Here is an 18,631-nt window from a genome sequence, read left to right on the forward strand (position 1 = left end):
CAGTTAAACAGAAGTCAGTTTTATCGCAAATTTATACTTTTGCCTATGCAAAAAAATGTCCTTATTCTCGATTTTGGATCACAGTATACTCAGCTTATTGCAAGACGAGTGCGTGAACTTAATATCTACTGTGAAATCCATCCTTTTAATAAAGTTCCTGAAGATCTTACAGGTTTTAAAGCGGTTATTTTATCTGGCAGTCCATACTCCTGTAGAAATCCTGAAGCTCCAGAACCAGACTTGACCAAAATTAAGGGTAAAATCCCTCTTTTAGGAGTTTGTTTTGGCGCTCAGTATATGGCGCACAACTTTGGAGGTGAAGTGGCCAGTTCCAATACCAGAGAATTTGGAAGGGCTAACTTGTCTATGATAAAAGATAAAGAGGCGCTTTTTGAAAATATTTTGGAACAATCACAGGTTTGGATGTCGCATAGTGATAGCATCAAAACAATTCCAGATAATTTCACCAGGATTGCAAGCACAGCAGATGTACTTAATGCTGCCTACAAGATCGAAGGGGAAGATACTTATGGTATTCAATTTCATCCCGAAGTCTATCATTCTACTGATGGTGCTCAATTGCTTGAAAATTTTTTAGTTAAAATCGCCAAGGTTCCACAAACTTGGACTCCTTCAGCTTTTGTAGATATGACGGTCTCAGAGTTAAAAAATAAAATAGGTTCAGACAGAGTCATTTTAGGCTTGAGTGGAGGAGTAGATTCTACGGTAGCAGCAACTTTACTTCATAAAGCCATCGGAAAAAACCTTTATTGTATTTTCGTCAATAATGGGCTATTGAGAAAAAATGAATTTGATTCGGTCCTTCATCAATATAAAGATATGGGGCTTAACGTGAAAGGAGTGGATGCTACAGATCGTTTCATGGATGCTCTAGAAGGAGTTTCAGACCCAGAAAAAAAACGTAAAATAATAGGCAATTCTTTTATTGAAGTATTTGATGATGAGTCTTCCTTGGTAGAAGATGCTACTTTTTTAGCGCAGGGGACGATTTACCCAGATGTGATAGAATCTATCTCAGTAAACGGTCCTTCGGCTACAATTAAATCCCACCATAATGTTGGAGGTCTTCCTGATTTCATGAAATTAAAAGTGGTCGAGCCACTTAGAATGTTGTTTAAAGATGAAGTGAGACGAGTAGGAGCAGAAATGGGTATTGATCCAAAGCTTTTAGGCAGACATCCATTTCCTGGTCCAGGACTTGCTATCAGAATTCTAGGGGATATAACCAGAGAAAAGGTTCGAATTTTACAGGAGGTAGATGCCATTTTTATCGATGGTCTTAGAGAATGGGAGCTATACGATAAAGTTTGGCAAGCTGGAGCTATGTTACTTCCAGTGGATTCTGTTGGAGTGATGGGCGATGAGCGGACTTATGAAAAAGTTGTAGCTTTAAGAGCTGTTGAGTCTACAGATGGAATGACTGCAGATTGGGTAGATTTGCCTTATAACTTTTTGCAAAAAGTGTCCAATCAAATAATAAATCGTGTAAAAGGCGTTAATAGAGTAGTGTACGACATAAGCTCTAAGCCACCAGCAACCATAGAATGGGAATAATGAAATACCTTTTAGTCAGTTTTTTCTTTTTAATTTCACTTGCAAGCCTCAAGGCTCAAGATCTTAAAACTTATGAAGTAGGACTCAACGAAACTTTAGAAGAAGTCGCTTCTACTCTAAAGCTTGACGTATTTACTCTGAGACAGCTGAATCCTCATTTGGACCAAACAAGCGATATTTCAAGGCAGTTACTTGTCGTTCCCCGGAATACTGATTTTAAGCTTAGTCCTAAAGTGAAACTCATCGCTTATGAAGTGAGCCCTAAGGAAACTTTATACAGTATTTCAAAATCTTACAACGTAAAAATTAAAGATCTTAAAACTTACAATCCTTTTCTTAAAGAAAGAGAATTGAATTTCAATGATATTCTTCGGATTCCAGCCTACGAGCTAAAAGATAAAGATCTTGATATTAACCAAAGTGTTAAGAATTCAGAGTTTAGCTCACTAAAACACTTAGTGCTTCCTAAAGAAACCAAGTATGGTATTTCGAAAAAATATGGGCTAACTGTAACTCAATTAGAGAAACTTAACCCAGGTATTGATGAAAAAGAGATACAGCCCGGACAATTTCTCAATATCAAAAGACCGGTTGAAGAGAACACAAATCAACCAAGATCCACTCAAAATTATTCTTTTATAAAAATTGATCAGACTAATTCAATCGAGTCTATTTCTGAAAGTTACGATGTAAGTGAAGAAGAGCTAAAAGAGGTGAATCCATCTTTAAGATTTGAAGGTTTTAGTGAGGGACTGATTCTAAAAATTCCTCAGTTTGAAAAAATTAAGACCTCAAGGTTTAGACCTTTTGATTTGCAAAACAACCTAAGGTATCTTGATACCAAGCGTATAGCTGTGATGCTGCCCTTAAATTTGGAAAGAACTGAAATTGACAGTATAAGCTCAAAATCTCTGGTAAAAAATAGCAACCTGCTAAGAATTTCCTTAGAATTTTATGAAGGCATACAAATGGCAATAGATTCAGCGAGAGTGAAAGGGATAGATGTAGATTTGGATGTTTACGATACTAGAAACGATCCTACATACGTAAATCAGCACTTAAATCAAGGTTTCAAAACATACGAAGCAATTGTGGGTCCGCTATTGGATCCAAGCTTAAAAATGGTAGCGGAATATTTAGAACAAGATAGCGTTCCGGTGATATCTCCTTTGGTCAATCCAGATTTTGAGTACGAAAATCTCTATAATACTTTGCCTAAAGATGAAGTAATGCAAGAAGTGCTTATCACATATTTGCAAAAATACCAACAAGATGAAAACCTTGTAATCCTTACTGACAGTCTTTCAACACCTGTTCAAAGAAAATATACCTATACTTTTCCAGACATTAAGATTGCAAATCAATCTAGCGAAGACTACTTGCAGAAGACCGACATAGAACCTCTGCTAGATAAGTCTAAAGTAAACTGGTTTGTCCTGGAAACCCAAAAATTAGGAATTACAGAGTTGACGATTTCTTATCTTAACTCTTTACAAAAGGACGGTTATGATATAAGACTTTTTTCTTCTAAGCGTAACGGATTCTATGAAGATGAGATATCTAATTTTTACTTAAGTGATCTTAATTTCACTTTTCCTTCCATTTCAAAAACTCAATTATTAGATGTTGATACCACTGTTAATGCCTACAAGAACAAACATGGTGTAGAGCCTAGCAGATATGTGATTAGAGGTTACGATGTCATGATGGATGTGATCCTCAGACTGGCTTATGCGGAAACCTTAAAGGCTTCAACAGAAATTGAGGGCTTTACAGAATATTTTGAAAATAAATTCAATTATGTTCAAAAGGAGTTTAGTAAAGGCTATGAAAATGATGCCATTTACCTTTTGGAGTATCTGGAAGATTTAAAAATAGAGGCTTTAGACCTCGCTGATTTTTTAGCTACAGATACCAAATAGGAGAACGAAGTAGGCTTTAAAGTTTACTCACGTTTATTTTAGCCTGCTCAAATTCAGAAATCAAATTTTCCATGATTTTATGGGCTGGCAATATATCCTGAATAAGTCCAGAAATCTGACCAATCTCCAATTCGCCCTCTTCCAGATCTCCTTCAAACATTCCTTTTTTAGCTCTGGCTCTGCCAAGTAGCTCTTGAAGTTCTTCTTTGCTGGGTGATGATTTATATAAGGTTTCAATATCCTGGTAAAACTTGTTTTTGAGCATTCTGACAGGAGCCAGCTCTTTGAGTGTAAGTTTTGTATCTCCTTCAACGGCCTTGACTACTTCATTTTTAAAGTTGATATGTGAAGAAGCTTCTTCACTTGCTACAAATCGAGTACCAATTTGAGCGGCATCTGCACCAAGCACCATGGCTGCTAATATACCAGCTCCGTTGCCGATACCTCCCGCTGCGATAAGCGGTATATCAAGCTCGGCTTTTACCATGGGAATGAGTGTGAATGTCGTGGTTTCTTCTCTACCATTATGACCTCCAGCCTCAAAGCCTTCAGCCACAACAGCATCTACACCAGCTTCCTGGGCCTTGAGAGCAAATTTCACACTACTCACCACGTGTACGACTTTAATTCCCTGAGATTTAAGATGAGCGGTCCAGGTTTTAGGATTTCCAGCAGAGGTGAACACAATAGGGACTTTTTCTTTGATGATGATTTCCATAATCTGCTCAAGATCTGGATAGAGCATCGGGACGTTTACCGCAAAAGGCTTATTTGTAGCCTGTTTACATTTTTGAATATGTTCCTGTAATATTTCAGGATACATAGAACCAGCGCCAATAATTCCTAAACCACCGCTATTACTTACTTCACTGGCTAATTTCCATCCACTAGCCCATATCATTCCCGCTTGAATAATTGGGTATTCTATGTCGAATAATTTTGTAATTCTATTTTGTGCCATATTTATTATTTATGCAATTACTCCTGAGCCCAGTAATTCATCGTCATGGTACCAAGCTACAAATTGACCCTCAGAAATCGCAGTTTGTTCATGTTCAAAAATAACGTACAGCTCTTCTTCCATTTGATATAACTTGGCATTTTCTAAGGGCTGTCGATAACGAATTCTGGCCTTCACATCCAGGGTTTCTCCAGAGCTCAGTTCCAGATCTTTTCTAATCCAATGCACTTCATCATTATTTACCCAAAGCCCTTTTTTATGTAGGCCTGGATGATTCTTACCTTGACCGGTATATAGAATATTATTTTCAACATCAGTATCTATCACAAACAAGGGTTCTTTGGTACCTCCTATAGCAAGTCCTTTTCTTTGTCCTTTAGTAAAAAAATGGGCTCCATCATGGTTTCCAAGTACTTTTCCATACTCAGGTTTCAATTCTAATTTTTTACTGTGATTTTTTAGTTGAGTCACGAGTTCTGAGCTTGATGTTTCTTCGCGCGCTTTAACGAAAACTTCATGAGAAGAATCAATTTCTATCACCTGTCCTTTTTTAGGCTGTAGTTTTTGTTGTAGGAAATCTGGTAATTTTACTTTCCCAATAAAACAAAGCCCTTGAGAGTCTTTTTTATCGGCTGTGATGAGGTCTTGTTCTTTGGCTATTTCTCTCACTTCAGATTTCTGCAGTTCTCCAACTGGAAAAAGCGTTTTTGCTAATTGTTGCTGAGAAACCTGACATAAAAAATAGGACTGGTCTTTATTTTTATCTTTTCCTGATAAAAGCCTGTATATGGTTTCGTCATTTTTTTCGAAACTATCTTTTCTGCAATAATGTCCGGTAGCTACAAAATCTGCTCCCAAAGATGTTGCAATATCCATGAATACGTCAAACTTTATCTCTCTGTTGCAGAGTACATCTGGATTAGGTGTTCTACCATTTTCATATTCAGCAAACATGTAGTCTACAATCCTCTCTTTATACTGCTGACTTAAATCCACGGTTTGAAAAGGAATGCCAAGTTTTTCAGCTACTAACATTGCATCATTACTATCTTCAAGCCAGGGGCATTCATCACTGATGGTGACCGAGTCATCGTGCCAGTTTTTCATAAACAAACCAATAACTTCATAGCCTTGCTCTTTACAGAGATAGGCAGCAACACTAGAATCTACACCCCCACTAAGTCCTACTACAACTCTTTTCATATTCTTATTGTCAAAATGCAAAATTACGAAAACTTAGATAGAGTTCCATTCGCATTTAACTTAGCTATGACCCTTTTAGTATTGTTTAATGATAATTAACTTTTATTAAACAAAAAGCGGTTTAATTCTCTTTACTTTTAAAAAAAAAGTTATGAGCATTAAAAATTTATTACCAAATTTTGTATTAACGTTATTTTTTATTGCAGGGATCAGTTCTTGCAGTGACGATGAATATGGGGCTGGTGAACCCATCAATGAAAGACCAACTACTTTAGAAATAATTGAAGAAAGCCCAGACCATACTATTCTGGAGCAATTATTAGTAGACACTGGATTGGATGTCGTATTAGCAGATGGGACTTACACGATTTTTGCACCCACAGATGCTGCATTTGGAAATATTGACACCTCGGGTCTAAGCCAGGAACAGTTGACTAATATTCTTTTAAATCATGTTTTAGAGGGTTCAGCAGAATCTTCAAATTTAGAGACCTCTTACCTTAAGTCTTTAGGAGTTGAAAATTTATCTGGAGATGAAAATAACTTGAGTCTCTTTATCAACGTTGGAGGAAACATAAGTATCAACGGTATTTCTACGGTTACAGGTCCAGATAACCTTGCGACCAATGGTGTGGTTCATGTTGTAGATGAAGTGATTATGATACCAGATGTTACGACATTTGCAACAGCAGATCCTGATTTTGAAACGCTTGAAGCTGCTTTAACAAGACAAGATCAGCCTGATTTTATTGGAACATTAAGTGCTTTTGAATCTCCCGCGCCATTTACGGTTTTTGCTCCAACAAATGAGGCGTTTTCAAATTTATTAGTTGAGCTAGGAGTCGATGATCTTGCTGATATTGATGGGGAAGTTTTAACTACCGCTTTATTTACACATATAATTTCAGAAAATAATTTTACCTCAACGAATTTACCTCAAGGTACTGTAGAAACCCTTGGTGCTAATTTTGAACTTGATGGAACAACGATTATTGATCAAAATGGAAGAGAAATCCAAATTGTGGTTACCGATGTGCAGGCTGGAAATGGTGTAATACATGTAGTGGATACCGTGATTTTACAGGATTTAAATTTAGATCCACCGCCATCAGCTAATACTGTATCTATGACAGTGGATAACGATGGAGCAGCGGCTTATTTTGTGAGTGAGATCAATGGAAATGAAAATGTTACTGAATTAAACACCAATAATAGCACTTGGACACTTACTATAGGAACTCGATATGTGTTGACCGTGACTGGAGCTAGTAACCATCCTTTTGAAATAAGAAATAGTTCTGGTGATCCACTTTTGAGCCAGGACGCTGATGGATCTTTTGAAGCTGATGCTGGTGTAGAATTTGTTTCGAATGGAACTCAATTTGAATTCACATTAACTTCCGATTTAGCTTCAGAAATAGATCGGTATTTCTGCACCATACACTCAGGTATGAATGGAGAGATTGTAGTCAATCAATAAATATTAGCGCTTCTAAACTAAAAAAGGAATCCAAATTGGATTCCTTTTTTTGATCTTAACGGTTAACGTTACTTGTTTTTGTCCTTATTTTGTTTTTGTTTTTGCTGTTCTTGAGCCTGTTCCATAATTTCTTGAAACTTTCTACCGAATTTCCCTTTCTTCTTTCTCGGTTTTTTCTTTTTCTCTTCAATTTTTGCTAGAATCTTCTTTTCATCGATGATCACATGCTTAATTACCAGCATAATTCCAATTGTAATTAAATTCGAAATAAAATAATACAAGGATAAACCACTGGCGTAGTTGTTGAAGAAGATTAGCATTACCAAAGGAGCGAAATACATAATGACTTTCATGTTGGGCATACCTGGTTGAGAACTTTGTTGCATATTTTGCCCAGCCGTCATTTGGGTATAAAAGAAGATAGCAACAGAAGCCAGGATAGGGAATAAACTCACGTGATTTCCATAAGCCCATGAGACTAAGGGAATGTAAGTATCCCATTCAAAAATAACGTCATAACTCGATAAGTCTTCTGCCCATAGAAATCCCTTTTGCCTCAAGTCGAATGCACTAGGGAAAAACTGAAATAGAGCGTAGAACACAGGGATCTGCAATAACGCAGGAATACAACCAGCCAATGGACTTACTCCCGTCTTGCTGTACAGCTTCATGGTTTCCTGCTGCTTTTTCATCGCATTATCCTTGTACTTTTCGTTGATCTCATTGATCTCCGGCCTTAAGACCTTCATTTTGGCTTGAGATAAGTAAGATTTATAGGTAATGGGAGAGAGGACGATTCTCACCACAATTGTCATAACTATAATAGCCAGCCCATAGCTTGGTAGAGAGCTGCTCAAAAACCCAAAAAATGGGATAAATACATATTTGTTAATCCACCCAAAGATTCCCCAGCCTAAGGGTACGATTTCATCTAGATTTCTTTCATAAGACCCAAGTAAGTCATACTCAGTTGGCCCATGATACCAATTCATACTTTCAGAAAATTCACCGTTTTTCAATTTTAGCGGGACTTCGGCAAGGAAGTTTTTGGTATATAGTGTATCTACCTCCTCATCTTGTACCAAATTGGTCGAGGTCATTTTACCTTTAGCAAAAGGAGTATCGGTGAGTAAAATTGAAGTGAAAAAATGCTGCTTAAAGGCAATCCATTCGATCAGTTTATCTTCCTCTACAGCTTCATCACCTTGACCCGTATAATCGTCTTTATCTCCTTCATACAAATAAACTATTTCAGTGTACCTGTTTTCATAAGAGATGCTTTTTGATTTTCTCATCGCCTTTACTTCCCAAGACAAACTAGCTTCATCTGAAGTGATTAGGTTACTTAGCCCTTGAGAACGAATTCCAAAATCAAGCATATAATCCCCTGGTTGTAAGGCATAGTAGAATTCAAGAAACTCGACATCAGATATTTTAGCTCTCATGGTAATGGTTTGCTCACCATTCTCACTAGATAGACTCGGTTTAAAGTAAAGATCTTTGGTGTTGTAAGTGCGACCATCATTAGCTTCAAATGAAATATTAAAGCTGGCATTCCCGTCTTTTATCAAATAAACAGGGTCGCCTTCATAAGTATCGTGTTGTTTTAGCTTAGCTTCTACAATTTGTCCTCCTTTATTGCTCAATGTCAATTCTAGGACTTCATTTTCAATTCTTGTTAAAACTTGATCTTCAGTATTTGTATTCAGTGCAGAATAAGCAAAAGCACCATACTCCCTTTTGGCCAGCTCATTCTGAACAGAGTTTTGAAGACTATCTGGAGTTGAGCTTTTTGCTACCTGACTCGAAGTTACAGGCGTATTTTCAACTTCAGGAGTTTTATCTGGAGTAGATTCTGCCTGTTCTTGTTTGTCTTCTTCTGGAGTGGTGTTCTCTGTAGGATTCATGTACATCATCCAGATGAGAATGAGAGCTACCAGGACAAAACCTATGATAGAGTTTTTATCAAACGCTTTTTTTTCTTCCATTTAAGATTTAATTCTGAAATTGATTTTACAAAATATCTGCAAAAATCAACATTTAATTTTATAAACTAAGTTTAAACTACAATTATTTAAAAAATTCCTTTTGTTTATCGGCCTTTACGAAAGGTTTTGGCAGCCTCAACAAAACTCAAAAATAAAGGGTGAGGAATCGCTACTGTACTTTTATATTCTGGGTGAAACTGCACGCCTACAAACCAGGGATGTCCTTCGAGTTCTACAGTTTCCACAAGGCCTGTCTTTGGATTCTTGCCGGAGCATCGTAAACCATTTGACTCCAGGTCTGAGATGAACTTATTATTAACTTCATAGCGATGGCGATGACGCTCAGAGATATGTGTAGATCCATAGATGTTTGCTAGTTTTGAGCCCTCTTCTAATTCACAATCCCAAGCTCCAAGACGCATCGTCCCTCCCATCTGCTTCAAATCTTTTTGATCCTTCATAAGCCCAATGACTGGATGCGGTGTTTTTGGATTCATTTCCTCTGAATTTGCTTCTGCTAGTTTTAGCACGTTGCGCGAAAACTCTATGATGGCCATTTGCAGGCCTAAACAGATGCCCAAAAAGGGAACCTTCTGGGTTCGTGCAAATTCAACTGCAGCAATTTTTCCTTCTATCCCACGCTCACCAAAACCTGGTGCCACTAGGATACCGTCAAGTTGTTTGAAGACTTCATCATTTTCTGGTTCTTCAGAATTGATCCATACCACCTTTACATTCACATCATTATAAGCCCCTGAATGAATGAAGGATTCTAAGATGGACTTGTAGGAGTCCTGTAAGTCTACATATTTTCCAACCAGGCCAATGGATACTTCTTGTGTAGCATTTTTTAATTTATTGACGAATGAATTCCATTTGTCAAGTTCAGGAACTATATCATCTTTTAAATTTAGTTTCTTTAAAGTAATGGTATCAAGTCCTTCTTCTGCCATCAACCCAGGGACCTCATAGATGGACTCGGCGTCAATAGACTGAATAACCGCCTCTTTTTTGACATTACAAAAGAGTGCTAATTTATTTCTGATGTCATCATTGATTTCATGCTCAGTCCTACATACCAATATTTCAGGAGATATTCCACTTTCCATCAATGTTTTTACACTGTGCTGTGTAGGTTTAGTTTTAAGTTCCTTGGCAGCAGAGAGGTAAGGGATCAAGGTTAGGTGAATAACGAGCGCGTTATGCTCTCCAAGCTCCCATTTTAGTTGTCGTACGGCTTCGATGTAAGGCAGGGACTCAATGTCGCCAACAGTACCTCCGATTTCAGTGATGACAATATCGTAAGTTCCTTCTTGCCCAAGCGTCTGGATTCGTTCTTTTATTTCATTGGTGATGTGAGGAATAACCTGAACAGTTTTTCCCAGAAAATCTCCACGTCGCTCCTTATCGATGACATTCTGATAAATTCTGCCTGTCGTGACATTATTGGCCTGAGAAGTGTTCACATTTAAAAAGCGTTCGTAATGTCCAAGGTCAAGATCGGTTTCAGCCCCATCTTCTGTGACGAAACATTCTCCATGTTCGTAGGGGTTTAGCGTACCAGGATCAATATTAATGTAGGGGTCAAGTTTTTGGATAGTTATTTTGTATCCTCTTGCTTGAAGAAGTTTTGCTAAAGATGCTGCGATTATTCCTTTCCCTAAAGACGAAGAAACACCGCCTGTTACAAAAATATACTTTGTATCGGCCATTTGTGTTATTGTTTTGTGTCTATACGGGATGCAAAAATATCATTTAATTTTTGCTTAAACAGAAAATTTTCTTGAAAATAAAATTAGCAAGTCCTTATTTTCCTCAGGATAGGTTCAAGACCATTTTCTTTCAATTCTAGAACTTCCTGCATTTGCCGACCCAACTTATTTTCTGGAAACCCTTTCCGTTTGTACCAAACCAAATAATACTCAGGTATGTCGGAGATAAAATAGCCCTTGTACTTACCAAAGGGCATCTTGGCAGAGGCGAGTTCCAAGAGTGCTTTTTTGTAGGATTCAGAATTCATATCAAGGTAGATGTGTGTGTAAGTATGTCTTTCCATTAAGTTGCTAAGAAACCTTTTTAAATTATTGTAGCCAAACTTTAAATTATTACTTTTGTGAACCAAATTTATATCATAAAACCTGATTATGAATCTACATGAATATCAAGGCAAACAAATATTAAGCAGTTTTGGAGTTGGTATCCAAAAAGGAATTTTAGCTCATACGCCCAAAGAGGCAGTTGAAGCAGCTAAAAAGCTCACAGAAGAAACTGGAACTGGATGGCACGTCATTAAGGCCCAAATTCATGCGGGTGGACGTGGCAAAGGCGGTGGTGTAAAACTCGCTAAAAACCTAAAGGAAGTCGAGCAACTCGCAGATGATATCTTAGGTATGCACTTAGTGACGCCTCAAACTAGCAAAGAAGGAAAGGAGGTGCATCAAATTTTGGTTACAGAAGATGTTTATTATCCTGGCGATAATGAACCTGAAGAATATTATATGTCTGTATTGCTCAACAGAGCAACAGGAAGAAACATGATCATGTACTCTCCAGAGGGTGGTGTAGACATCGAAAGTGTTGCAGAAAAAACACCAGAGCTAATCTTTACAGAAGAAATAGATCCTGCTACAGGAATTCTTCCATTCCAGGCTAGAAAAATTGCATTCAACCTTGGTCTTGAAGGCAAAGCTTTTAAAGAAATGACAAAATTTGTCACAGCTCTTTACAAAGCTTTTGAAGGATCGGATTCTTCATTATTTGAAATTAATCCAGTGCTTAAAACCAGTGATGACAAAATCATCGCGGTCGATTCTAAAGTTACTTTAGACGATTCTGCTTTATTTAGACACAAAGATTACCAGAGCATGCGTGACACGCGTGAGGAAGATCCTACAGAAGTAGAAGCCAGAGAAGCTGGATTGAGCTATGTGAATCTGGATGGAAACGTAGGTTGTATGGTCAATGGTGCCGGTCTTGCTATGGCAACGATGGATCTTATCAAATTTGCTGGCGGAGAACCTGCAAACTTCCTGGATGTTGGAGGAACAGCCGATGCTAAACGTGTAGAGCAAGCCTTTAAATTGATCTTGAAAGATGAAAAAGTTGAGGCGATTTTAATTAATATTTTTGGTGGAATTGTAAGATGCGACCGTGTGGCTAATGGAATTATTGAAGCTTACAAAAATATGGGAGATCAAATCAATGTCCCAATAATAGTAAGATTACAGGGTACTAATGCTGAAGAAGCAGTGAAGTTACTTGATGAGGCTGGAATTGATGTGAAAACCGCAGTTCAGTTTAAAGAAGCAGCTGATAAGGTTCAGGAAGTACTCGCTTAATTTTACAAGTCAATTTATACTAAAAACCCTCGATATTTCGAGGGTTTTTTAATTTATGAGAAAACAGCTTCCTTCTTATTATTTTTTTCTCTTATATAATTTCCTAAATAGTCTGCGTCCTTTTGAATGCCACCAAGCGTTGCTGAGGCTCGCGTGTGGAGCCATGGTAAACCTATAAAGTAAAGCCCATCAACATTACTAACCCCTCTATGGTGGACAGGGTAACCGGATTTGTCGAGTTCTAAACCTTCTATCCAATCAAATTTTGGGCGATATCCCGTAGCCCAAATAATGTTTTTAATATCCACTAGCTTTGCTTGTTCTGTCACGATTAATTTCTGTTTGGCATCTATGGTTTTTCCAACTGGAATGACGTTTTCCCTATTTAAAATTCCTTTCACATCTACGCCAATAACAGGCTGCTTGGCCTTGCTTATTTTTTTCCCCAACCAAGATTCTTTACTGAAACTCAGGTAGCCAGTCTTGGTAAACCACCACCATAAGGTTTTGCCGAGAAATTCCTGAGGGAGAGTTTTGACATCGGTATCTCCTGAAAAATAGACACCTCGATTGGTCTTAGAAATTTCATCTAATATTTGATATCCAGAATCTCCAGCACCCACCACCATGGCTTTGCCTTCTTGTAACTGCTCAGGATTTTTATAATAATCGCTATGGATTTGAACTATAGAGGAGTCAATTTTGGTATGAAAAGGTGGAGTATAAGGAATATGAAATGGCCCAGTGGCAATAATGACTTGCTCGGCTTCATAAAAACCTTCTTCGTGTTTTATTATGAAGTAATCAGTTTTATCTTGAATTTCAGTAACGAGCGTCTCGAATTGAATAGGAATGTTAAAGGCTTCGACATAGGACTTAAAATAATCAGCGACCTCGTATTTATTGGGGTAATGTCCTTTTGGCTTGGGAAAGTCCATCCCTTTTAAATTATTAAACTCTGAAGGCGTAAACAACTCTAAGGAGTCCCACCGCTTGAGCCAGGAAGCTCCAACTTCATTTTCCTTATCCAGGACTAAGTAATTTTTACCCAACTGCTCAAGCTCATAGGCCATCGACAATCCGGCTTGTGCAGCACCTATAATTATAAAATCGTACATCATTTAAAAACCTTTTACATAAGATAAGCTAAATGAGCTCCAATTGCAAATTTAGGTATTTAAAGATTGATTGAGCTTAAAGTACTGATTGTAAATGTAGAGTATAGTAAGTCCAAAACTTACGGCGACCACAATTAAAATAGTATTAATGATATTATCTGCACTAAAAGATAATTTGATAAGAATAGTAGAGATCACGAAACCCGAGTTACGAATCACACGACTAAATTCTTCAGTTTGTAGAAAGGAAAACAATAAAAGCAGAACATCAATTAAAATAAGCACAGTAAAGAAGTCATCAAAAAATATGGTATTAACCGTTTTGATCGAGGTCGATGAATAATCGGTACTACTGATGGTTGTATATAGCCAGTCACCGAATGAAAATAAGGCAAGAAGCGCAATAGTTGGAACAAGAATGGTTGCAAATGCATTTTTTACTTTAATGTGTGATTTTGTTTTATCTGTCAGTTTTTCTTTTTCAATTCTGTTTTTTGAATTCAGTCTATAAAATTGAAAGATTAAAAAGAACAAAGCCAAGGTAGCTACAATGTCTAAGGTGAATTGAATATCTCCTTCAATGGAAAACCAACTCGATGAGAATTCTAAGTTAGATAAGTCATAGAAAATCTTACGAATTAAGATCAAGGTGATGATCTCGTACTGTTTACCAATATAGATTGTAATGGATTTTGGTAAATAAAAAACGAGGAGATACACTTCGTAAATTAAAATAATTGAAAAAGGGGTGTAAATAGCAGAAATTGGACTGATGATCAAATTACCATCATAAGCTCCGAAGTCTAAAATGTCAAAATCAATTAAGCCGATTATAGCGAGATGTATACCAAAACAAACAATGGCAGCAATGACAATTATTTTCTCAAGCTTTTCTTTTAAGGTTTCAGATAAAACAAAACGGTTAAATTTCTTGAAACTACTTTTTAAGGTTGATTTTGACATGCCTAAATATAGTTAAAATGTTAATTCTAGATTTAACAACAAATGTTATTTAAGCATTAATGTCTTCCATAATCATTTTAGCGTGAATTCTTGAATTTTCAATAAACCATTTATGAGTTTCCATTCCACCACAAATCACCCCAGCAAGATAAATACCGTCTACATTGGTTTTCATGGTTTGTTGATTGTATTCTGGAATTGATAATTGATCTTCGCTGAGTTTAATACCAAGGCTTTCAAGAAACTCAAAATTCGGACGATAACCTGTGAGCGCTAACACAAAATCATTATCTAAAGATTGTATATTCCCTTCTTCGTCTTTAAATTTAATCTGATCTTTTTCAACTTCTGTTAACTCAGCATTGAAATAAGCTTTTATGCTTCCTTCTTTTATTCTGTTGATGATATCTGGTCTAACCCAATATTTAACGCGTTCGCCTATTTGTTCTCCTCTTACAATCATGGTTACATCGGCTCCCTTTCGATAGGTTTCCAAAGCTGCATCTACAGACGAATTGCTAGCACCTACTACCACGACTTTTTGGGTGGCATAGTAATGAGGGTCATCATAATAATGAGTTACCTTGTCCATCTCTTCGCCAGGAATATTCAGATAATTAGGAATATCATAAAATCCAGTAGCAATGACTATATTTTTGGTTTGATAGGTAGTTTTAGAGGAAACCACTTCAAAAAGTTTATCGTTTTTTTCTACCCGTTCTACTTTTTCAAATAAATTGATGTGAATTTGTTTCGACTCTACAATCCTTCTGTAGTATTCTAGAGCTTCCTGTTTGGTCGGTTTAGGATTATTGCTTACAAAAGGAATATCATCTAATTCCAGCTTTTCTGACGTTGAAAAGAACGTCATTTTGTTAGGGTAATTATATAAAGAGTTAACAAGAGCCCCCTTTTCTACAATGATGTAAGATAGATTTTTCTTCTTTGCCTCAAGCGCACATGCAATCCCTATAGGACCTCCTCCAACTATTAATACATCATAGATCATAATTACTTATTTATCATTTTTTTTAATTCGGTGATAGTTTGTTTAGGATTTTCAGCTTTAAAAACATAACTCCCAGCCACTAGAACATCAGCACCAATCTCTACAAGTTTCTCTGCATTCTTATCAGTAACTCCACCATCGATCTCAATTTTAGTGGTGGCATTTTCTTCTTCGATCATCCTTCTTAATTGCTTAACTTTCTCGAAAGTCCTTTCGATGAAATGCTGACCACCGAACCCTGGATTCACACTCATTAAACACACCATATCAATATCTTGGATACAATCTCTCAACAATTCTACATTAGTATGAGGATTCAAAGCAACTCCAGCCTGCATTTTGTGCTGTTTAATCGACTGCAAACTTCTGTGTAAATGATTGCAGGCTTCATAGTGCACTGTAAGCATGTTGGCGCCAAGGTCTGCAAAGTCTTTGATGTAACGGTCAGGATCAACGATCATAAGATGAACATCGATAAACTTCTTAGCATGCTTGGTAATCGCTTTTAAAACAGGCATTCCAAAAGAAATATTAGGTACGAAAACGCCATCCATGATGTCAATATGAAACCAGTCGGCGTCACTTTGATTGATGAGTTCGATGTCGCGTTGTAAATTTGCAAAGTCTGCAGCTAGCAAGGATGGAGCAATAAGTTTAGAGTTCATTAATTTTTTAATTTTTTACAAAAATAAAGCTTTAAGCCTTTAAAAAGCCTAATTATTTTTAAAAACGGCTAGTGTTTAAGACCGGTTTAACTCTATTTGTATCTTTATGTGGCAAGCTTTTTTTCATTATAGCAATCACTTCGTTGTGATATTTATAATCGCCTGGTTTTATAGTCCCAGGGATGTATGGAAGGCTTACCTGATTTTGCTGAGTACTATGCTAGTGGATGTCGATCATTTATGGGCTAGCCCAATTTTTGACCCCAATCGGTGTAGTGTAGGCTTTCATACTTTCCATTCTGAAATAGCGATAGTATTCTATATTTTGGGCATGTTCTTGATAAAACACAAGTGGATAAAGCTTGTATGTATTGGTCTTGTGTTTCATATGATTACCGATGGTATGGATTGTGTGTGGTCTTCTATTTGAAGTGCTGGCTTTATTTGGTATATTTCAGACTTATAATCACATATGAAAACAGGTCTATTTCTTTTAGTTCTGAATTTACTTACGTTAGCAAGTTTTGCCCAGTCTTCTAGCTTAAAGATGGTTAACCGTCAGCCTATGGAAGCCGATCATTTCTGGGGAGTAGATCCCTACGATCAATTTTATTTTTCTAAGAATAATGTCTTTTATAAAACTGAAAACGGAAAAAAATTTCAATTTCAGGACTTACAACTCGGGGCTCTGGAAAAGGTAGACCTTTTAAATCCTTTAAGGTTATTATTGTTCTATAAGGAAGCCAATACCATTGTACTTCTGGATAATCGTCTTAATGAAATAGATCGAGTCAATTTCAACTTTATAGCTGATGTGAAAACAGTCGATTTTGCGGGCATTTCTAAAGACAATTTACTTTGGATTTTTAATGCAGATTTGCAACAATTAGAGCTTTTTAATTATCAACTTTTAAGAACCAATAACTCATCTTTGCCATTCAGTAAAGAAATAATCAATTTTAAAAGCAATTATAATTTTGCATGGCTTCAACATGCTGATGGACTTTTAAAGTACAATATCAATGGCAGCCTGGTAGATACTATTCTCCTTGATAATATATTTTCTTTTACAGTTTTCAAAAATCAGATCATCATTCAAACTGATGATTATTTAGAGTTTTTTGAAGAATCAACCACTAAAACCATTCGATTTAAAAAACCTGAAATTAGCTTCGATCAATTTTATTTCAATGGTGAAAACCTCTATATTTACAGCGGTAAAGTACTTTATACCTACAAAATAAACACCGCAAATAACTGATTTTATGCACGTTGCAATCGCTGGAAACATCGGAGCTGGAAAAACTACGCTCACCAAATTAATAGCCAAACATTATAATTGGAAAGCAGAATATGAAGATGTGATCGAAAATCCTTTTCTAGAAGACTTTTACGAAGATATGAAGCGGTGGTCTTTCAACTTGCAGATTTATTTTTTGAACAGCAGATTTAGACAAATACTTCAGATTAGAGAAAGCAATCTTGATATTATCCAAGATAGAACAATATATGAAGACGCCTTTATTTTTGCTCCCAACCTGCATGCCATGGGCCTGATGTCTAATCGGGATTACGAAAACTATTCTTCTCTATTTAATTTAATGGAGTCCGTCACAGAATCTCCAGACTTGTTGATTTATCTCAGAAGTTCAGTTCCTAATCTTGTGAAGCAAATTCAAAAAAGAGGTAGGGAGTATGAAAACTCTATTTCTATCGACTACCTTAATAAACTCAACGAGCGTTATGAAGCCTGGATCGAAACTTACAACAAAGGGAAACTTCTCATAATAGATGTTGACGAGCTAGATTTTGTAGATCAACCGGAAGATCTTGGTTATATCCTTAATAAGATCGATGGAGAAATCAATGGATTGTTTTAAAATAGCCTCCTAGTTTTTCCTAATGAAGAGGACTTTTTTATATCGAACAAAGGAGTAATGTTTTTTAAATACGACTCACGACTCACGACTCACGACTCACGACTCACGCTCACTGCCATTATCAATAATCCTTTTTAGGTCGGGCTTAAAATAATCGGGTCCTTTCAACACTTTTCCATCTTCCCGGTAAATAGGTTTTCCGTTTTCACCTAACTTACTCATATTACTTCTGTGGATTTCATCGAAGACTTCCTCTATTTTATGTTGCATCCCATGAGAGATGATGGTCCCGCATAAAATATAAAGCATATCGCCAAGGGCATCTGCAACTTCGACCATATTTCCTTGTGTTGCTGCATCCAGATATTCTTCATTCTCTTCCCTCATTAACTTGTAGCGTAAGAGATTTTTTTCAAGGCTCAAGTCGGCGACTTGAGTTTCGGACACATCAAGTCCAAAAGCTTTATGAAATTTTTTTACTTGGTCTATGGGTTTTTTCATCGTTTTTAGAAGTATTTTTGCGTAAAAT

17 protein-coding genes are annotated in these 18,631 nt (G+C 36.7%); 7 read left to right on the plus strand and 10 right to left on the minus strand.

Annotated elements, in window-relative coordinates; translation table 11 throughout:
* The first annotated feature begins 45 nt into the window (after positions 1-45).
* Both guaA and F598_RS0110495 read left to right on the plus strand, forming a co-directional pair.
* Complete coding sequence (gene guaA / locus F598_RS0110490) at positions 46-1,575, plus strand: glutamine-hydrolyzing GMP synthase (RefSeq protein ID WP_019039007.1); 1,530 nt, start codon at positions 46-48, stop codon at positions 1,573-1,575.
* Entirely contained in the window at positions 1,575-3,497 is a 1,923-nt protein-coding gene (locus tag F598_RS0110495; protein ID WP_245539776.1) for an amino acid ABC transporter substrate-binding protein, read from the plus strand. Before guaA ends, F598_RS0110495 begins: the two co-directional genes overlap by 1 nt.
* Before the next feature lie 16 nt (positions 3,498-3,513).
* On the opposite strand, the gene F598_RS0110500 is transcribed toward F598_RS0110495, so the two are convergent.
* Positions 3,514-4,458: an NAD(P)H-dependent flavin oxidoreductase gene (locus F598_RS0110500; RefSeq protein ID WP_019039009.1), complete on the minus strand. Its 945-nt coding sequence runs from the start codon at positions 4,456-4,458 to the stop codon at positions 3,514-3,516.
* A gap of 9 nt (positions 4,459-4,467) precedes the next feature.
* The gene (gene mnmA, locus F598_RS0110505) at positions 4,468-5,661 is read right to left on the minus strand and encodes a tRNA 2-thiouridine(34) synthase MnmA (protein ID WP_019039010.1); all 1,194 of its coding nucleotides are present in this window, start codon (positions 5,659-5,661) and stop codon (positions 4,468-4,470) included.
* Positions 5,662-5,812: 151 nt separating this feature from the next.
* Between mnmA and F598_RS0110510 the strand changes: the two genes are divergently transcribed.
* The gene (locus tag F598_RS0110510) at positions 5,813-7,141 is read left to right on the plus strand and encodes a fasciclin domain-containing protein (RefSeq protein ID WP_019039011.1); all 1,329 of its coding nucleotides are present in this window, start codon (positions 5,813-5,815) and stop codon (positions 7,139-7,141) included.
* 68 nt (positions 7,142-7,209) lie between these two features.
* On the opposite strand, the gene yidC is transcribed toward F598_RS0110510, so the two are convergent.
* The 3 genes from yidC to F598_RS0110525 form a co-directional block, all read right to left on the minus strand.
* Positions 7,210-9,129: a membrane protein insertase YidC gene (gene yidC / locus F598_RS0110515; RefSeq protein ID WP_019039012.1), complete on the minus strand. Its 1,920-nt coding sequence runs from the start codon at positions 9,127-9,129 to the stop codon at positions 7,210-7,212.
* Between the two features lie 104 nt (positions 9,130-9,233).
* Positions 9,234-10,841 (minus strand): CTP synthase, encoded by a 1,608-nt coding sequence (locus F598_RS0110520; protein ID WP_019039013.1) that lies wholly within the window; start codon positions 10,839-10,841, stop codon positions 9,234-9,236.
* A gap of 83 nt (positions 10,842-10,924) precedes the next feature.
* Positions 10,925-11,185 carry a DUF3820 family protein gene (locus F598_RS0110525; RefSeq protein WP_019039014.1) on the minus strand — a complete coding sequence of 87 codons (261 nt, stop codon included), beginning with the start codon at positions 11,183-11,185 and terminating at the stop codon, positions 10,925-10,927.
* A gap of 88 nt (positions 11,186-11,273) precedes the next feature.
* Between F598_RS0110525 and sucC the strand changes: the two genes are divergently transcribed.
* Positions 11,274-12,467, plus strand: a complete 1,194-nt coding sequence (gene sucC / locus F598_RS0110530) for an ADP-forming succinate--CoA ligase subunit beta (protein ID WP_019039015.1) — start codon at positions 11,274-11,276, stop codon at positions 12,465-12,467.
* A 53-nt stretch (positions 12,468-12,520) separates the two neighbouring features.
* On the opposite strand, the gene F598_RS0110535 is transcribed toward sucC, so the two are convergent.
* Genes F598_RS0110535 through rpe form a run of 4 tightly spaced genes read right to left on the minus strand, consistent with a single transcriptional unit; the run spans position 12,521 to position 16,222 of the window.
* Positions 12,521-13,585, minus strand: a complete 1,065-nt coding sequence (locus tag F598_RS0110535) for a flavin-containing monooxygenase (protein ID WP_019039016.1) — start codon at positions 13,583-13,585, stop codon at positions 12,521-12,523.
* Between the two features lie 51 nt (positions 13,586-13,636).
* Positions 13,637-14,548, minus strand: coding sequence for a hypothetical protein (locus tag F598_RS0110540; protein WP_019039017.1), 912 nt, complete (start codon positions 14,546-14,548; stop codon positions 13,637-13,639).
* Positions 14,549-14,597: 49 nt separating this feature from the next.
* Positions 14,598-15,557: a YpdA family putative bacillithiol disulfide reductase gene (locus F598_RS0110545; protein ID WP_019039018.1), complete on the minus strand. Its 960-nt coding sequence runs from the start codon at positions 15,555-15,557 to the stop codon at positions 14,598-14,600.
* Between the two features lie 2 nt (positions 15,558-15,559).
* Entirely contained in the window at positions 15,560-16,222 is a 663-nt protein-coding gene (gene rpe, locus F598_RS0110550; protein ID WP_019039019.1) for a ribulose-phosphate 3-epimerase, read from the minus strand.
* Between the two features lie 106 nt (positions 16,223-16,328).
* Here rpe and F598_RS15650 point away from each other — a divergent pair, with 106 nt between their 5' ends.
* From F598_RS15650 to F598_RS0110565, 3 genes are read left to right on the plus strand one after another with little or no spacing between them, the layout of a single operon-like run.
* A complete protein-coding gene (locus F598_RS15650) occupies positions 16,329-16,652 on the plus strand; it encodes a DUF6122 family protein (RefSeq protein WP_019039020.1) in 324 nt (107 codons plus the stop codon).
* Positions 16,653-16,694: 42 nt separating this feature from the next.
* On the plus strand, positions 16,695-17,483 hold the full coding sequence (locus F598_RS0110560) for a hypothetical protein (protein ID WP_019039021.1): 789 nt from the start codon (positions 16,695-16,697) through the stop codon (positions 17,481-17,483).
* Between the two features lie 4 nt (positions 17,484-17,487).
* Positions 17,488-18,102, plus strand: coding sequence for a deoxynucleoside kinase (locus F598_RS0110565; protein WP_019039022.1), 615 nt, complete (start codon positions 17,488-17,490; stop codon positions 18,100-18,102).
* Positions 18,103-18,198: 96 nt separating this feature from the next.
* Here the strand turns inward: F598_RS0110565 and F598_RS0110570 are convergent, their stop codons facing one another.
* Positions 18,199-18,603 (minus strand): pyrophosphohydrolase domain-containing protein, encoded by a 405-nt coding sequence (locus F598_RS0110570; RefSeq protein WP_019039023.1) that lies wholly within the window; start codon positions 18,601-18,603, stop codon positions 18,199-18,201.
* Between the last annotated feature and the right edge of the window lie 28 nt (positions 18,604-18,631).

Source organism: Psychroflexus tropicus DSM 15496 (assembly GCF_000378765.1).
GTDB lineage: Bacteria > Bacteroidota > Bacteroidia > Flavobacteriales > Flavobacteriaceae > Psychroflexus > Psychroflexus tropicus.

What these genes read in the sequence shown, in the direction of transcription:
- guaA (WP_019039007.1), top strand. Translation starts at nt 46, where the DNA reads ATGCAAAAAAATGTCCTTATTCTCGATTTTGGATCACAGTATACTCAG.
- F598_RS0110495 (WP_245539776.1), top strand. Translation starts at nt 1,575, where the DNA reads ATGAAATACCTTTTAGTCAGTTTTTTCTTTTTAATTTCACTTGCAAGC.
- F598_RS0110500 (WP_019039009.1), bottom strand. Translation starts at nt 4,458, where the DNA reads ATGGCACAAAATAGAATTACAAAATTATTCGACATAGAATACCCAATT.
- mnmA (WP_019039010.1), bottom strand. Translation starts at nt 5,661, where the DNA reads ATGAAAAGAGTTGTAGTAGGACTTAGTGGGGGTGTAGATTCTAGTGTT.
- F598_RS0110510 (WP_019039011.1), top strand. Translation starts at nt 5,813, where the DNA reads ATGAGCATTAAAAATTTATTACCAAATTTTGTATTAACGTTATTTTTT.
- yidC (WP_019039012.1), bottom strand. Translation starts at nt 9,129, where the DNA reads ATGGAAGAAAAAAAAGCGTTTGATAAAAACTCTATCATAGGTTTTGTC.
- F598_RS0110520 (WP_019039013.1), bottom strand. Translation starts at nt 10,841, where the DNA reads ATGGCCGATACAAAGTATATTTTTGTAACAGGCGGTGTTTCTTCGTCT.
- F598_RS0110525 (WP_019039014.1), bottom strand. Translation starts at nt 11,185, where the DNA reads ATGGAAAGACATACTTACACACACATCTACCTTGATATGAATTCTGAA.
- sucC (WP_019039015.1), top strand. Translation starts at nt 11,274, where the DNA reads ATGAATCTACATGAATATCAAGGCAAACAAATATTAAGCAGTTTTGGA.
- F598_RS0110535 (WP_019039016.1), bottom strand. Translation starts at nt 13,585, where the DNA reads ATGTACGATTTTATAATTATAGGTGCTGCACAAGCCGGATTGTCGATG.
- F598_RS0110540 (WP_019039017.1), bottom strand. Translation starts at nt 14,548, where the DNA reads ATGTCAAAATCAACCTTAAAAAGTAGTTTCAAGAAATTTAACCGTTTT.
- F598_RS0110545 (WP_019039018.1), bottom strand. Translation starts at nt 15,557, where the DNA reads ATGATCTATGATGTATTAATAGTTGGAGGAGGTCCTATAGGGATTGCA.
- rpe (WP_019039019.1), bottom strand. Translation starts at nt 16,222, where the DNA reads ATGAACTCTAAACTTATTGCTCCATCCTTGCTAGCTGCAGACTTTGCA.
- F598_RS15650 (WP_019039020.1), top strand. Translation starts at nt 16,329, where the DNA reads ATGTGGCAAGCTTTTTTTCATTATAGCAATCACTTCGTTGTGATATTT.
- F598_RS0110560 (WP_019039021.1), top strand. Translation starts at nt 16,695, where the DNA reads ATGAAAACAGGTCTATTTCTTTTAGTTCTGAATTTACTTACGTTAGCA.
- F598_RS0110565 (WP_019039022.1), top strand. Translation starts at nt 17,488, where the DNA reads ATGCACGTTGCAATCGCTGGAAACATCGGAGCTGGAAAAACTACGCTC.
- F598_RS0110570 (WP_019039023.1), bottom strand. Translation starts at nt 18,603, where the DNA reads ATGAAAAAACCCATAGACCAAGTAAAAAAATTTCATAAAGCTTTTGGA.